This window comes from Streptomyces sp. Ag109_O5-1 (genome assembly GCF_003814875.1).
Taxonomy (GTDB): domain Bacteria; phylum Actinomycetota; class Actinomycetes; order Streptomycetales; family Streptomycetaceae; genus Streptomyces; species Streptomyces sasae.
The window spans coordinates 8,841,535-8,856,040 of sequence record NZ_RKQF01000001.1 but is presented as its reverse complement, the minus strand read 5'-3'; the positions used below and the strand labels follow the sequence as shown (position 1 = coordinate 8,856,040).

Below are 14,506 nucleotides of genomic sequence, written 5' to 3'. Positions count from 1 at the left end.
GCCTGTCCGTCCCGCGACGCGACGCGGGGGACTCCGTTCACAAGACCGCAACACCCGTTCCCAGTATGCGGACAAATACCCCCTTGACCTGGACAAACGCGGCTTTCGCTGTCACTCTCCCGCCATGCACCTTGCCCCGAGCGCACTGCGCCGCGCTGTCGCTGCCGCCACCATAGCCCTGCTCGCCACCGCTGTCGGCTGTGCTCCCCAGCCGGAGGAGAAGGCGTCCGGCTCGTCCTCCTCGTCGTCCGGCGCCACCTGTGCCAAGGGCAAGCTGGCCACCCAGACCTCCGGCAAGCTGACGATCGCGACGGACGAGCCGGCGTACGAACCGTGGTTCAAGGACGACAAGCCGGCGAACGGCGAGGGCTTCGAGTCGGCGGTCGCGTACGCCGTGGCGAAGCAGCTCGGATACGACAAGAGCGCGGTCGTCTGGCAGAGCGTGCCGTTCAACAAGGCGTTCGCGCCCGGTGTGAAGACCTTCGACTTCGACATCAACCAGGTGTCCATCAGCACCGAGCGCAAGAAGGCCGTGGACTTCTCGTCCGGCTACTACGACGTGCGCCAGGCGGTCATCGCACTCAAGGGCAGCAAGGCCGCGAAGGCGACGAGCATCGCCGGTCTCAAGGGCCTCAAGCTGGGCGCCCAGGTGGGCACGACGAGCCTCAACTACATCAGCGACGTGGTGAAGCCGTCCCAGGAGGCCGCCGCGTTCTCCAAGAACGACCAGGCCGTGTCGGCGCTCAAGAACGGTCAGGTGGACGCGATCGTCACCGACCTGCCGACCGCCTTCTACGTGACCGCGGCCCAGGTGACGAACGCCAAGATCGTCGGCCAGTTCGAGAACCAGGGCGGTACGCCCGAGCAGTTCGGGCTCGTCCTGGACAAGGACAGCGCCCTCACCTCCTGCGTGTCGTCGGCCGTGGACGCCCTGCGCAAGGACGGCACCCTGGCGAAGCTGGACAAGCAGTGGCTGTCCGACGCCGTCGACGCCCCGGTGCTCAAGTGACGGTCACGAAGGACGAGTCCGGCCAGGAGGGCGCGGACGACAAGGGCGACATGTCCGCCGGCGCCCCGAAAGGCGCCGACGGGTACACCCCCTCCGAACGACGACTGGAGCGGGAGCGCTACAGGCGTGCCCGCGCCCGCCGGGCGACCGCGATCGCCGCGCTGTCGACCCTGGTCACGGCCGTCGTCCTGTACCTGGTCGTGGTCAGCGCGCCCGGCTGGGAGCGCACCAAGGAGACCTTCTTCGACGGGCAGTACGCGCGCGAGGCGTTGCCCAAGGTCCTCGAAGGTCTGTGGCTCAACGTCCGGCTGCTGCTGATCTGCGGTGTGCTGGTGCTCGTCCTGGGCATGCTGATCGCCATCGCCCGCACCCTGCCGGGGCCGGTGTTCTTCCCCCTGCGGGCGCTGGCGGCGGCGTACACCGACTTCTTCCGTGGTCTGCCGCTGCTCATCAACCTGATGATCGTGGTCTTCGGCGTACCCGCGCTGCGACTCCAGGGCGTGACCGTCGATCCCGTACTGCTGGGCGGTGCGGCGCTGACACTGACGTACTCCGCGTACGTCGCCGAGGTGTTCCGCGCGGGCATCGAGTCCGTGCACCCCTCGCAGCGCGCGGCGGCCCGCTCACTGGGGCTGACCAACCGGCAGGCGCTGCGGTACGTGGTGCTCCCCCAGGCCGTACGCCGTCAGGTGCCGCCGCTGCTGAACGACCTGGTCTCGCTGCAGAAGGACACCGGACTCGTGTCGATCGGCGGCGCGATCGATGCCGTACGGGCGTCCGACATCATCGCGCAGCGCAGCCTCAACTACACGCCGTACATCGTCGCGGGGCTGGTCTTCGTGGCGCTGACCATCCCGATGACCCGCTTCACGGACTGGGTGACGGCCAGGATGGACCGGCAGCGGGCCCAGGGAGGATCGATATGAGCGACGGGCCCGTTCTGCGCATGGAGTCCGTGCGCAAGACCTTCGGTGACTCGGTCGTCCTGCGGGACGTCGACCTGGAGGTCGCCCCGCACACGGTGACCGCGCTGATCGGCGCCTCCGGCTCCGGCAAGTCGACGTTGCTGCGCTGCGCCAACCTCCTGGAGGAGATCGACGACGGCGCGATCTGGCTGGACGGCGAGGAGATCACCGACCCGCGCGCCGACCACGACGCGGTGCGTCGCCGTATCGGCGTGGTGTTCCAGGCGTACAACCTCTTCCCGCACATGACCGTGCTGGACAACATCACGCTGGCGCCACGCCGGGTGCACGGCGTCTCCCGCGCGGAGGCCGAGGAGCGGGCCAGGGAGCTCCTGGAGCGCCTCGGGCTGGGCGGCAAGGCGGGCGCCTACCCCGACCGGCTGAGCGGCGGTCAGCAGCAGCGTGTGGCGATCGTGCGCGCTCTGGCGGTACGGCCCCGGCTGCTGCTGCTCGACGAGATCACCGCCGCCCTCGACCCGGAGCTGGTGGGCGAGGTGCTCACCGTGGTCCGTGACCTGAAGGAGGACGAGGGCATGACGATGGTGCTGGCGACGCACGAGATGGGCTTCGCCCGGGACGTCGCCGACCAGGTCTGCTTCCTGGACGGCGGTGTCGTCCTGGAACGCGGCACCGCCGATCAGGTGTTCGGCGACCCACAGCAGGAGCGCACCCGGCGCTTCCTGCGGCGGATCGTGGAGGCCGGACGGCTCTGAGGCGTCACGCGTCGGCGGTGGCGGCGCCGACCAGCGCCGCCACCCGCTCCACTCCGAACACATAGCCCTGCACACCGCATCCGGCGATCACCCCGTCGGCACGCAGCGAGACGTACGAGTGGTGCCGGAACGACTCGCGCTTGTGGATGTTGGAGATGTGGACCTCCAACACGGGCATGCCGTCGCAGGTGTTGAGGGCATCCAGGATCGCGACCGAGGTGTGCGAGTAGGCGCCCGGGTTGATGACGATCCCGCAGTGGCCGAGGCGGGCCTCGTGGATCCAGTCGACCAGTTGGCCCTCGTGGTTGGACTGCCGGAAGTCCACCGTGCCCCCGTGCGCGGCCGCCGCCTTGACGCACAGGGCCTCGATGTCGGCGAGTGTGTCGGAGCCGTAGATCTCGGGCTGGCGCTGGCCGAGCAGGTTCAGATTGGGCCCGTTCAGGATCATGATCGGGGCGTTGGCCAGGGTGCGGGGCACGATTCCTCCGGTCCGTTCGGACGATGAACGGTCCTGGGCGGACCGCGGCTCAGACCGGTCTATCACGGTGCGCCCAGGCGCCTGCGAAGGACGTCGCGCGCCCCCGTAACTCGCGATCACCGTGGGTGGTTGACGCGGCATGCACGATGCACGCACGGTAAGGGCCCCCTCGATGCCGCGGCTGGCGGCCGCCTCGCTCGTCGGGACCGCGATCGAGTTCTACGACTTCTTCGTCTACGGCACGGCCGCGGCGCTCGTTCTGGGCCCGTTGTTCTTCCCGACGTTCTCGTCGCTCGCGGGGACGCTGGCGGCATTCGGGACGTTCGGCGTGGGGTTCGTGGCCCGACCGCTCGGCTCGGTGCTGTTCGGGCACATCGGGGACCGACGGGGCCGGCGTCCGGTCCTGGTCGCGTCCCTGCTGCTGACCGGTGCCTCGACGGTCGCGGTCGGATGCGTGCCGACGTACGGCACCCTCGGCGTGGCCGCTCCCGTGTTGCTGCTCGTGCTGCGATTTCTGCAGGGGCTGGGGCTCGGCGGGGAATGGGGCGGAGCGGTGCTGCTGACCGCCGAGCACGCACCCCCGGGGCGGCGCGCCCTGTGGTCGAGCTTTCCGCAGATCGGTCCGGCCGTCGGCTTTCTGCTCGCCAACGGCGTGATGCTGGTCCTGTCGGCGTCGCTGTCCGACGCGCAGTTCGCGCAATGGGGGTGGCGGGTGCCGTTCTGGATGGCGGGGGCACTGGCGCTGGGCGGGCTCTGGCTGCGTTCGTCGCTCGCCGAGAGCCCGCGGTTCCTGGAGATCGACGACCACGCGCGCGTGCCGCTCGCGGAGGTCGCACGGCACCACTGGCGGCTGGTGCTGCTGACGGCGGGGGCGCTCGCGGTCGGCTATGCGGTGTTCTACGCGGTGACGACCTGGTCGCTGGCGTACGGGACGGAGCGGCTCGGAGTGAGCCGTACCGTGATGCTGACCTGCATCATGGCCGCCGTGGTGGTGAAGGGCTCGCTCACACCGGTGATGGCTCTGCTCGGCGACCGCTACGGGCGCAAGCCGCTGTGTCTGGTGGGGTGCACGGCATCGGTGCTGTGGACGTTCCCGATGGTCGCGCTGCTGGCGACCGGTCAGCCCCTGCTGATGTTCCTCGGCTTCACCGGCGCGCTGGTCGCCTTCATCACCATGTTCGCCGTCGTCGCCGCCTATCTGCCGGAGCTGTACGAGCCCCGGGTGCGCTGCACCGGAGCCGCCGTCGGTTACAACCTCGGCGGGGTCCTCGGCGGTGCCCTCACGCCGATCGTGGCGACGGCTCTGGCGGAGCACGGCGGGCGGGTGCCGTGGGGTGTGGGGGCGTATCTGACGGCGATCGCTCTGCTGAGCCTCGGCTGCTTCGCGCTGCTGCCGGAGACGCGTCCGGTGCCGGTGGCGACGGTCGAGCCGGTAGCCGGGTGAGGACTCCCGGACCCGCTACGGGTTGATCGCCAGCTCCAGGTAGGCGAAGAACAGCACCAGGTGGACGCCGCCCTGGAGCGGTGTCGCCCGGCCCGGCACCACCGTCAGGGAACTGACCACGACGGTCAGCGCGAGCAGCAGCATGTGAGTCGCGCCGAGGCCGAGGACCAGAGGGCCGGAGAGCCAGATGGAGGCGAGGGCGACGGCGGGGATGGTCAGGCCGATGCTGGCCATGGCCGAGCCGAGCGCCAGGTTGAGGCTGGTCTGCACCCGGTCCCGGCGGGCGGAGCGCAGGGCGGCGATGGTCTCGGGGAGCAGCACCAGCAGGGCGATGACCACACCGACGACGGCCTGGTGCAGGCCGGCTGCCTGCACGCCGGACTCGATCGCCGGCGACACGCCCTTGGCCAGCCCCACGACGCCGACGAGGGCGAGGCCCAGCAGGCCGACACTGATCCAGGAGGTCCGCTGCGACGGGACCGCGGCATGGTCGTCGGCGGTGATCACCTCGCCCTGCCGGGTGATCGGCAGGAAGTAGTCGCGGTGACGGACGGTCTGGGTCGCCACGAACAGGCCGTACAGGATCAGTGAGGACAGGGCCGCGAAGGTCAGCTGTCCACCGGAGAACTCCGGGCCGGGTCTGCTGGTGGTGAACGTCGGCAGTACCAGGCTGAGCGTGGCCAGGGTGGCCACGGTCGCGAGAGCGGCGCCGGTGCCCTCGGGGTTGAAGACCGCGGTGCCGTGTCGCAGGGAGGCGACGAGGAGGCAGAGTCCGACGATGCCGTTGCAGGTGATCATCACGGCGGCGAAGACGGTGTCCCGGGCCAGGGTGGAGCTCTTGTCGCCGCCGTCGGCCATGAGGGTGACGATCAGGGCGACCTCGATGATCGTGACGGCGATGGCGAGGACCAGGGAGCCGAAGGGTTCGCCGACCCGATGGGCCACGACCTCGGCGTGGTGGACGGCGGCGAGTACGGATCCGGCGAGGACCACGGTCACCAGCGCGACGAGGGCGCCGGGCAGATGACGGCCCCAGGTGAACAGGAGCAGGACGACCGCGAGCATCGGCACGAGGAGCGTCCACCCGGTGGTGAGCGACCTGAACCGAGTGATCATGCAGCGATGGTGGCAGAGGCGTTCGGGGTTCGCATTCCGGTCCTTTCTGGCTCCGGGGGCCCGCCGGCGGTGCGGCACGGCCCCCGGGTCGTACGGGGCGCGGTCGGTCGAGCGTTTACCTGAAGTCGGTCACGTCCACGACGTCACAGTCGGTGAAGGACGGCGGCCGGGTGCACAGAGCGGCCATCTGTTCGGCGAACTTGGCCGTCTCGGGGTCGTTGCTGTTCTGCATGGCCTCCTCGTAGGAGTCGAACTCGATGACGCCGAGGTAGTGGCCGGGCCTGCTCCGGTCCCTGAGGATCAGGCGACGGGCGGGGCCGTTCTCGCTGTCGGCGAACCGGCTGTCCATGCTCTCGGCGAGTGCCCTCATCTCGTCGATGCGGTCGGTTTCGAAGTCGATGATCTGGACGAACGTCACGGCTGCCTCCACCGGGCGGTGGCATCCCCGACCTGGGACACCCTGCAGCCAAAGGAAGCATCGGGAGCGGCGGTCGGCAATCGGCTTCGCACCGCTCCACGGGGTGTTTGTTCCTACGTCCGACGTGGTCAGACGTCGATGCTGTCCTTCGGAGCGCCTTCGCTCCGCGTCTGCGCCGCCTCGGCCGCCGCCTGCTTCCGGGAGGCCCTGAGGCTGGTGATCGTGGTGACGATCAGGACCGCGCAGATGACGCCGAGCGAGACCGGGATACTGATCTCCGGGACATGGACGCCGGACTCGTGCAGCGCATGCAGCACCAGTTTGACGCCGATGAAGCCGAGGATGATCGACAGGCCGTAGGAGAGGTGGACCAGTTTTCTCAGCAGTCCGCCGATGAGGAAGTACAGCTGCCGCAGACCCATCAGCGCGAAGGCGTTGGCCGTGAAGACTATGTACGGGTCCTGCGTCAGGCCGAAGATCGCGGGGATCGAGTCCAGCGCGAACAGGACATCGGTCGTACCGATCGCGAGCATCACGACCAGCATCGGGGTCATGACCCGCTTGCCGTTCTGCTGGATCCACAGCTTGGTGCCGTGGTAGCGGTCGGCCACGCCGAACCTGCGCTCCGCGGCCTTGAGCAGTTTGTTCTCCTCGAACTCCTCTTCCTCCTCGTCGGTCCGGGCCTCCTGGATCAGCTTCCAGGCGGTCCAGATCAGGAAGGCCCCGAAGAGGTAGAAGACCCACGAGAAACTGGCGAGGATCGCGGCGCCCGCGGCGATGAAGACGGCCCGCAGGACCAGGGCTATGAGGACGCCGACGAGCAGCACCCGCTGCTGGTACTGCGAGGGCACGGCGAACTTCGCCATGATCAGGACGAAGACGAAGAGGTTGTCGACGCTCAGCGACTTCTCGGTGATGAAGCCGGCAAAGAACTCTCCGGCGGGCTGGCCGCCGGAGAAGAGGAGCAGGCCGAGTCCGAAGAGTCCGGCCAGCGCGATCCAGACGACGGTCCAGATTCCGGCTTCCTTGACGGACACGTCGTGCGGCTTGCGGCCGATGAAGAAGTCGACCGCGATCAGGGCGGCCAGACCCAGAATGGTAAGGACCCACAGGGTCACGGATACATCCACTGCGCCTCCGGTTCGTGAACGGGCAAAAGGTCAGCGTCATCGCTGCCGGAGGTCTCTTCCACCCGAGACGGGCCGACGCCCCGGGATCCGGTCGGATCCGTATTGACGGGTACGCCGCAGCAGACAGGGAGTACTCCCCTCCGTACGGAAAACAGTACCCCAATCACCAAGGAAAGGTAAAGCGATTAGCAAAAGAAAGACCAAAACAGCTGTTCAGAGGACTTTACATACGCTTGGTGCGGGCGATCGCCACCTGAGTGAGCACCTGCTGGAGCACGTGGCTACCGGCAGGAGCGAGGCAGGGTTCGTACGTCCAGGCATGACCCACCCACGGGTCGGCCAGGTGATCGTCCGCTACCGGCGTGAGTCGCATCAGCGAACGCCAGAGCGGGTCGAGCAACGGGCCGTAGGCGACGGCGTCCTCGCGATCGGCGACCAGCAGGAGATGGACACCCGCGTCCGGGCCCTCGTCCGCGAGATAGCGGAGCTGGGTCACGGCACGGTCGTCGAAGCCGTGCGGGAAGTCGTTGACGATCAGCAGTTGCCGTGAGGTGTCCAGACCGGGTGGCAGTGCGTCGGAAGCGCCACCGCGGACCGCCATCTGCACCAGGTCGACGCGCTCGGTCAGCCGCCCCAGCGCCTCCGCCACCCCGGCGGCACCCGTCGCGGGCGGCGCGGTCAGCACACCGGCTCCCATCAGCGGTGCCAGCGCGGACGCGCCGGCACCGGCGGGATCGATGACCTGCACGCCGAACTCCCCCGCCGGGTGAGCAGCGAGCAGTCGGGCCGCGAGCGCCACCGCCGTCTGCAAGGCGAGGTGCCGTAGCTCGCCGGCGTCGGGAAAAGCGCCGTCGGCAGTCGGGGCGAGCCCGCTGTCGATCCACAGGCCCCGCTCCAGCGGGAGCCTGACCAGCATCGGAATGCGCAGCGGGGCACTCTCCGGGAGGTGGAGGTCGCCGAGGCGCACAGCCATCGGCGGTTCCGTCGGCACCCGGTAGCCGTGCCAGACGGGGTTGTCCCAGCGGGCATACGCCGGCGGCAGAGCGGGCTCGACGACCTCGGACTCCGCCGTGAGCTGGGCGAGATCACGGTCGAGGGCCGCGCGGGCCTGGTCGGCCAACTGGGCCTGCCGGGCACGGGCCGCGTCCCGCGCGGCGTCGCCCGTCGCGCCCAGGCGGTTGCGCGGGTCGGAGAGGACCTGGTCGAGCTCCTTCTCCATACGCGACTCGGCGAAATCGACGGCACTGCGGTAGGCGGCGGTGGAGCGGGCCAGGTCCTCGAACATGCCCCAGACCTGGTTGTACAGCCGCTCGTCCATGGACCAGCCGACCGCGTCTCCCGCGACGGGCGACGCGGGCCCCTCCGCAGGAGCGGGAGCCGCCGGGGCCGTGGGCGGGGAGGCCTGGTGGCGCTTGGGATGTGTGTAGTCGACGGGGCCGCCGGTCGGAGTGGAGCCCTGTGCGGCGGCAGGTGTGCCGGAGGCAGCGGGCGACGTCCGAGCGTCGTACGCGGAGTCGGCAGCGGGGGCGGTGCCGGGCAGGTCGGGCCCGGCGACGGATGCGGCCGTACGACGGGAGCGGTCGGTCTGCGTCGTACCCGCCGGGACCGAGCGGGCCATGCCGCGCGCCACTGCTTCCTCAATGCCGCCGGCGAGTTCGGCGGCCTCGGGCAGGCCCTGGTCGGTGAAGAGTGCGGTGAGGCCCTCCGCGTAGCCCTGGCCGACTGCGCGGATCTTCCAGGCGCCCTGGCGACGGTAGAGCTCCAGGGCGACGACCGCCGACTCGGCGTCCAGGCCGGTGAGGGTGTAGCCGGCGACCTCGGTGCCGTCGAGGCCGACGACCGCGGCGCGAGGCGCGGCGACGGCGCCGAAGCGGAGCAGGCCGCCGGGCGTGGTGGGCAGGGCGATCAGGACGCTGACCCGGTGCACGGCCGCGGACACGGTGCCGAGGTCGACGGCGAGGCGGTGTTCGGCGGCCGCCTGCCGGGAGACCTCGATCCCGGGGAGGGCGGGCGAGCCCGGGTGGGCCACCCGGTCGGCACCCCGTACCTGGCCGTTCTCGTCGGCGAGGGTGACCCCGGCCACGACCGGCACATCGGCCGAGATCCGGATCTCGATCCGGTTCCGCGAGAGCGGATGGTTCTGCCCGCGCATGAGCTCGGCCGCCATGTGCCCACGTCCCCTGTGTGTCGTGTCGTCGTGCGCCGCCGGGCCCCTCTCGGAGACCGAAAGGCTGGAGGACCGAAAGGCTAGAGGACCGGAAGGATCGTCGGCACCAGGTCCTGGAAGGTGCGGCCCTTGGCCGGAACGCCCAGGGCCGTCATCGTCCAGCCCGGGCCCGACCGGTGCACCTTCGCCATGATCTGGGCGGTGTACTCGCCGCCGCCGTCGAGCGTGTAGCGGGCGAGCTCCTGGCCGTTGGTCTCGTCGACCAACCGGCAGAAGGCGTTCTGCACTTCCTGGAAGGTCTGGCCGGTGAAGGAGTTGACGGTGAAGACGATCTGGTCGATGTGGACCGGGATGCGCGCGAGGTCGACGAGGATGGCCTCGTCGTCGCCGCCCTGGCCCGCGCCGCCGACGAGGTTGTCGCCCGTGTGGCGGACGGAACCGTCGTCACTCACCAGATGGCGGAAGAACACGACGTCGACGGGCTGCTTGTCGGCGAACAGCACGGCCGAGGCGTCCAGGTCGATCTCACGGGTGCGCGAGCCGAACAGCCCGCGCCGGGGCGCCGCCTTCCAGCCAAGACCCATGCGGACCGCGCTCAGGGAGCCCCCGTCCTTCTTCTCCAGGCTGATGGCCTGACCCTTGGTCATGTTGACGGACACGGCTGCTTCCCCTCGTCGGTTGTCCCCTGCTGCCGCGGAGTCCGCGGTTGACCAAAACCCTATGCAGCGCCACTGACAGTGCCGAACCCCGGCCCGCGCTTTGTGTCGGTCCTGCAACACTTCGCGTACTTGCCGGGGTCCGGCAGCGGATCAGGGGTCAGGCCAGGCCCGCCTCCCTCATCTGGCGCAGTTCCTTCTTCATCTCGGAGACCTCGTCGCGCAGCCGGGCCGCGATCTCGAACTGCAGATCGGCGGCGGCGGCGCGCATACGCTCCGTCATCTCCTCGATCTGCTCGGCGAGTTCGGCTGCCGGACGGTCGGTCGGAACGGCTTCCTTGGCCTTGCCCTTGGCGGCCTTGCCGGACTTCGCGCCCTTGGCCGCCTTGTCGCCCAGGGACGGAACGGGGGCCTTCGCGCCCTTGCCGTCCTTCTGCTTGCGATAGCCCGAGCCGAGCAGCTGCTCGGTGTCGACCTCTTCGCGGGCGATCTGCGAGACGATGTCGTTGATCTTCTTGCGCAGCGGCTGCGGGTCGATGCCGTTGGCCTTGTTGTAGGCGACCTGCTTCTCCCGGCGGCGGTTGGTCTCGTCGATGGCCTTCTCCATCGCCGGGGTGATCTTGTCGGCGTACATGTGGACCTGGCCGGAGACATTGCGCGCCGCGCGACCGATGGTCTGGATCAGCGAGGTGCCCGAGCGCAGGAAGCCTTCCTTGTCGGCGTCGAGGATCGCCACCAGGGAGACCTCGGGCAGGTCGAGGCCCTCGCGCAGGAGGTTGATGCCGACCAGGACGTCGAACTCGCCGGAGCGCAGTTCGCGCAGCAGCTCGACGCGGCGCAAGGTGTCGACGTCGCTGTGCAGATAGCGCACCTGGATGCCGAGCTCCAGGAAGTAGTCGGTGAGGTCCTCGGCCATCTTCTTGGTGAGTGTGGTGACCAGGACCCGCTCGTCCTTCTCGGTGCGCTTGCGGATCTCGTGCACCAGGTCGTCGATCTGGCCCTCGGTGGGCTTGACGACGACCTCCGGGTCGACGAGGCCGGTGGGTCGGATGATCTGCTCGACGACACCGTCGCCGCGGGAGAGCTCGTACGCGCCGGGGGTCGCCGACAGATACACGGCCTGCCCGATCCGCTCCTGGAACTCCTCCCACTTCAGGGGGCGGTTGTCCAGGGCCGAGGGCAGCCGGAAGCCGTGGTCCACGAGGGTGCGCTTGCGGGAGGCGTCGCCCTCGTACATGGCGCCGATCTGCGGCACGGTGACATGCGACTCGTCGATGACGAGGAGGAAGTCGTCCGGGAAGTAGTCGAGCAGGGTGTTGGGGGGAGAGCCGGGCAGGCGGCCGTCGAAGTGCATCGAGTAGTTCTCCACGCCGGAGCAGGTGCCGATCTGGCGGAGCATCTCGATGTCGTACGTGGTGCGCATCCGCAGCCGCTGGGCCTCCAGGAGCTTGCCCTGCTTCTCCAGCTCCGCCAGGCGCTCCCCCAGCTCCTTCTCGATGTCGTTGACGGCCCGCTCCATGCGCTCGGGGCCGGCGACGTAGTGGGAGGCCGGGAAGACGTACAGCTGCTGGTCGTCGCTGATGATCTCGCCGGTGAGCGGGTGCAGCGTGGACAGCGCCTCGATCTCGTCGCCGAACATCTCGATGCGGACGGCGAGCTCCTCGTACACCGGGAAGATCTCGATGGTGTCGCCGCGGACACGGAAGGTGCCCCGCGTGAACGCCATGTCGTTGCGCGTGTACTGGATGTCGACGAAGCGGCGCAGCAGGTCGTCGCGGTCGATCTCGTCACCGACCCGCAGCGGGACCATCCGGTCGACGTACTCCTGCGGCGTACCGAGGCCGTAGATGCACGACACCGAGGCGACCACGATGACGTCACGGCGGGTGAGGAGCGAGTTGGTCGCGGAGTGGCGCAGCCGCTCGACCTCCTCGTTGATCGAGGAGTCCTTCTCGATGTAGGTGTCCGACTGCGGGACGTACGCCTCGGGCTGGTAGTAGTCGTAGTACGAGACGAAGTATTCGACCGCGTTGTTCGGGAGGAGCTCGCGGAACTCGTTGGCCAGCTGGGCGGCCAGCGTCTTGTTCGGCGCCATCACCAGGGTCGGGCGCTGGAGCTTCTCGATCATCCACGCGGTGGTGGCGGACTTGCCGGTGCCGGTCGCGCCGAGGAGGACGACATCCTTCTCACCGGCCTCGATGCGCTTGGCCAGGTCGGCGATGGCTGCCGGCTGGTCGCCGCTGGGCTGGTACGGGCTGACGACCTCGAAGGGCGCCACCGTGCGTTCGATGTGGGAAACGGGCCGCATGGCATCCACCGTACGACCCCGCACTGACAACCGGTTCTGATCAGCGGTTCTGCGGGGTGCGTGAGCTGTGGTGGCTCTGCTGGCGGCCGACGCGGAGGGACGAGCGACGGCTCGGGTGGTGGGTGACCTCGTCGGCCGGGACACCCGGCTTGTGCTCCACATGGAGCCGGTCGGGCCTGCCCATGACCATCAGCGGGTCGAAGATCACGACGACGGCGGCGAGGCAGAGGAAGGCGAGCGGGCCGATCAGCATGGGGGCGAGCAGGGTGGCGGGCGAGTCGCCGGGGGTCGGTACGTCGGAGCCGTGGAGGTGGACGGAGAGGGCGGCCATACCGGTGTAGTGCATGCCGCTGACGGCGAGCCCCATGACGAGGCTCGCGCCGATGCTCCACAGGAACCCGCGGATCTGTCCGGCCGCCCACAGGGCCGAGGTGGCGGCCACGACGCCTATCACGACCGAAGCGGCCACGGTCAGCGTGTTGTACTGCAGGCTCCCGTTGAGGCGCAGGCCGGCCATGCCCAGGTAGTGCATCGAGGCGATCCCCAGACCGGTGATGGTGCCGCCGGTGAAGAGCGCGGTCCCGGTGGCGCCCCGGTAGCCGACTATGAAGATCCCGACGCCCACCATGAGGATGGCGAGGCCGAGGCTCGCATAGGTGATCGGTTTGTCGTAGTGGATCGGCGTCTCCTTGACGCTGAACCCCATCATGGCGACGAAGTGCATGGTCCATATGCCGGAGCCGATGGCAGCCGAGCCCAGGACGAGCCAGGCGGGCCGCCAGGAGTGGGCCACCAGCATCGCCCGGGTCGTGCAGCGCAGCCCGAGGGCACCGCCGAGGCAGGCCATCAGATAGGCCACCAGCGGGGTGACGACCCCATAGCTGAATCCGTCGACCGTGCCCTGCATACGTGGCTGCCCTTCACCCTTTGCGTCCCGGAATACTTGATATGCGCCCCGTCCCAGGACCGCCCGAGCGGTCAGGGTTGACGCAGAGAGTATGACCCCCACCGGAATGGTCGAACGATTTTCCGGCAAAGAAACACGCCCTTGCCGCAGTTGTGCGGCACCGGTGAGCGGACTTGGGCAACTCCATTCATTCTGTGGTCATCCCGTACCCGGACACTGTTGACTCCCTGCTGTCAGTCTTGTGCTGTCCGTATTCGCCGGACGTGAGGAGTACGCATGCACGCGCGCGCAGTCGCCGCCACGACCACGGCGCTTCTGGGAACGGCCGCCCTGCTGAGTCCGGTACCCGCCGCCCGGGCCGGTGATGCCGCCGAGCCCACGGTGCTCGCGCACCGGGGTGCCTCCGCCTACGCCCCGGAGAACACACTGGCCGCCATCGACAAGGCGGCCGCGCTGGGCTTCACCTGGGTCGAGAACGACGTCCAGCGCACCAAGGACGGCCGCCTGGTCGTCATCCACGACGACAGCCTCGAGCGCACGACCGACGTCGAACAGGTCTTCCCCGGCCGGGCGCCCTGGAAGGTGAAGGACTTCACCGCCGCGGAGATCGCCCGGCTGGACGCGGGACGCTGGTTCTCCCCCTCGTACGCGGGCACGCGCGTGCCGACGCTGGCGGAGTACATGCGCAGGATCGAGCACAACCACGAGAAACTGCTCCTCGAGATCAAGAACCCGGAGCTGTACCCGGGCATCGAGCAGCAGATCCTGAAGACGCTGGGCAACGAGGGCTGGCTGGACCGCGGGCACCTGCACCGGATCGTCGTGCAGAGCTTCAGCGCGGACAGCCTGCGTATCGTGCACGAGCTGAAACCGGCTGTGACGACCGGTTACCTCGGCACTCCGTCCGTCGCCTCCCTGCAGCGGTACGCGCGCTTCGCCGACCTCGTCAATCCCTCGGTGGACTCGATCTCGGCCGGCTATGTGAACACCGTGCACTCGCTCGACGGACCGCACGGCAAACGGCTGCGCGTCTTCACCTGGACGGTGAACGACGCGGTCACCACGTGGCGGGCCGTCGGGTACGGCGTCGACGGGATCATCACCAACAAGCCCGACGTGGTGCGGGCCGCGCTGCGCGCCGACTGAGTCCGGCCGGGCGGCGGGCGTTGTCAGTGGCGGGTCGTACGGTGTGACG

The 14,506-nt window shown here is 69.2% G+C and carries 13 protein-coding genes; 5 read left to right on the top strand and 8 right to left on the bottom strand.

Annotation, left to right across the window (positions count from 1 at the left end; genetic code table 11):
• Positions 1-124: 124 nt before the first annotated feature.
• The 3 genes from EDD90_RS40285 to EDD90_RS40275 are packed head-to-tail and all read left to right on the top strand — an operon-like array spanning position 125 to position 2,687.
• Positions 125-1,009, top strand: a complete 885-nt coding sequence (locus tag EDD90_RS40285; RefSeq protein ID WP_123978025.1) for an ABC transporter substrate-binding protein — start codon at positions 125-127, stop codon at positions 1,007-1,009.
• On the top strand, positions 1,006-1,935 hold the full coding sequence (locus tag EDD90_RS40280; protein ID WP_123978024.1) for an amino acid ABC transporter permease: 930 nt from the start codon (positions 1,006-1,008) through the stop codon (positions 1,933-1,935). Before EDD90_RS40285 ends, EDD90_RS40280 begins: the two co-directional genes overlap by 4 nt.
• On the top strand, positions 1,932-2,687 hold the full coding sequence (locus EDD90_RS40275; RefSeq protein WP_185149402.1) for an amino acid ABC transporter ATP-binding protein: 756 nt from the start codon (positions 1,932-1,934) through the stop codon (positions 2,685-2,687). Before EDD90_RS40280 ends, EDD90_RS40275 begins: the two co-directional genes overlap by 4 nt.
• 4 nt (positions 2,688-2,691) lie before the next feature.
• Here EDD90_RS40275 and aroQ read toward each other — a convergent pair whose 3' ends face one another.
• Positions 2,692-3,165 carry a type II 3-dehydroquinate dehydratase gene (gene aroQ / locus EDD90_RS40270; RefSeq protein WP_123978023.1) on the bottom strand — a complete coding sequence of 158 codons (474 nt, stop codon included), beginning with the start codon at positions 3,163-3,165 and terminating at the stop codon, positions 2,692-2,694.
• Between the two features lie 172 nt (positions 3,166-3,337).
• Here aroQ and EDD90_RS40265 point away from each other — a divergent pair, with 172 nt between their 5' ends.
• On the top strand, positions 3,338-4,609 hold the full coding sequence (locus EDD90_RS40265; RefSeq protein WP_123982152.1) for an MFS transporter: 1,272 nt from the start codon (positions 3,338-3,340) through the stop codon (positions 4,607-4,609).
• 15 nt (positions 4,610-4,624) lie between these two features.
• On the opposite strand, the gene EDD90_RS40260 is transcribed toward EDD90_RS40265, so the two are convergent.
• The 7 genes from EDD90_RS40260 to EDD90_RS40230 form a co-directional block, all read right to left on the bottom strand.
• Positions 4,625-5,725 (bottom strand): calcium:proton antiporter, encoded by a 1,101-nt coding sequence (locus tag EDD90_RS40260; RefSeq protein ID WP_123978022.1) that lies wholly within the window; start codon positions 5,723-5,725, stop codon positions 4,625-4,627.
• A gap of 115 nt (positions 5,726-5,840) precedes the next feature.
• Positions 5,841-6,143: a hypothetical protein gene (locus EDD90_RS40255; protein WP_260328441.1), complete on the bottom strand. Its 303-nt coding sequence runs from the start codon at positions 6,141-6,143 to the stop codon at positions 5,841-5,843.
• A 128-nt stretch (positions 6,144-6,271) separates the two neighbouring features.
• On the bottom strand, positions 6,272-7,273 hold the full coding sequence (locus EDD90_RS40250) for a TerC family protein (protein ID WP_123978021.1): 1,002 nt from the start codon (positions 7,271-7,273) through the stop codon (positions 6,272-6,274).
• Between the two features lie 223 nt (positions 7,274-7,496).
• On the bottom strand, positions 7,497-9,440 hold the full coding sequence (locus tag EDD90_RS40245; protein ID WP_123978020.1) for a TerD family protein: 1,944 nt from the start codon (positions 9,438-9,440) through the stop codon (positions 7,497-7,499).
• A gap of 80 nt (positions 9,441-9,520) precedes the next feature.
• Complete coding sequence (locus EDD90_RS40240; RefSeq protein ID WP_123978019.1) at positions 9,521-10,099, bottom strand: TerD family protein; 579 nt, start codon at positions 10,097-10,099, stop codon at positions 9,521-9,523.
• Between the two features lie 157 nt (positions 10,100-10,256).
• On the bottom strand, positions 10,257-12,404 hold the full coding sequence (uvrB, locus tag EDD90_RS40235) for an excinuclease ABC subunit UvrB (protein WP_123978018.1): 2,148 nt from the start codon (positions 12,402-12,404) through the stop codon (positions 10,257-10,259).
• A gap of 40 nt (positions 12,405-12,444) precedes the next feature.
• A complete protein-coding gene (locus tag EDD90_RS40230) occupies positions 12,445-13,311 on the bottom strand; it encodes an MHYT domain-containing protein (RefSeq protein WP_123978017.1) in 867 nt (288 codons plus the stop codon).
• 276 nt (positions 13,312-13,587) lie between these two features.
• Here EDD90_RS40230 and EDD90_RS40225 point away from each other — a divergent pair, with 276 nt between their 5' ends.
• Entirely contained in the window at positions 13,588-14,457 is an 870-nt protein-coding gene (locus tag EDD90_RS40225; RefSeq protein ID WP_123978016.1) for a glycerophosphodiester phosphodiesterase family protein, read from the top strand.
• The last annotated feature ends 49 nt before the right edge of the window (positions 14,458-14,506 follow it).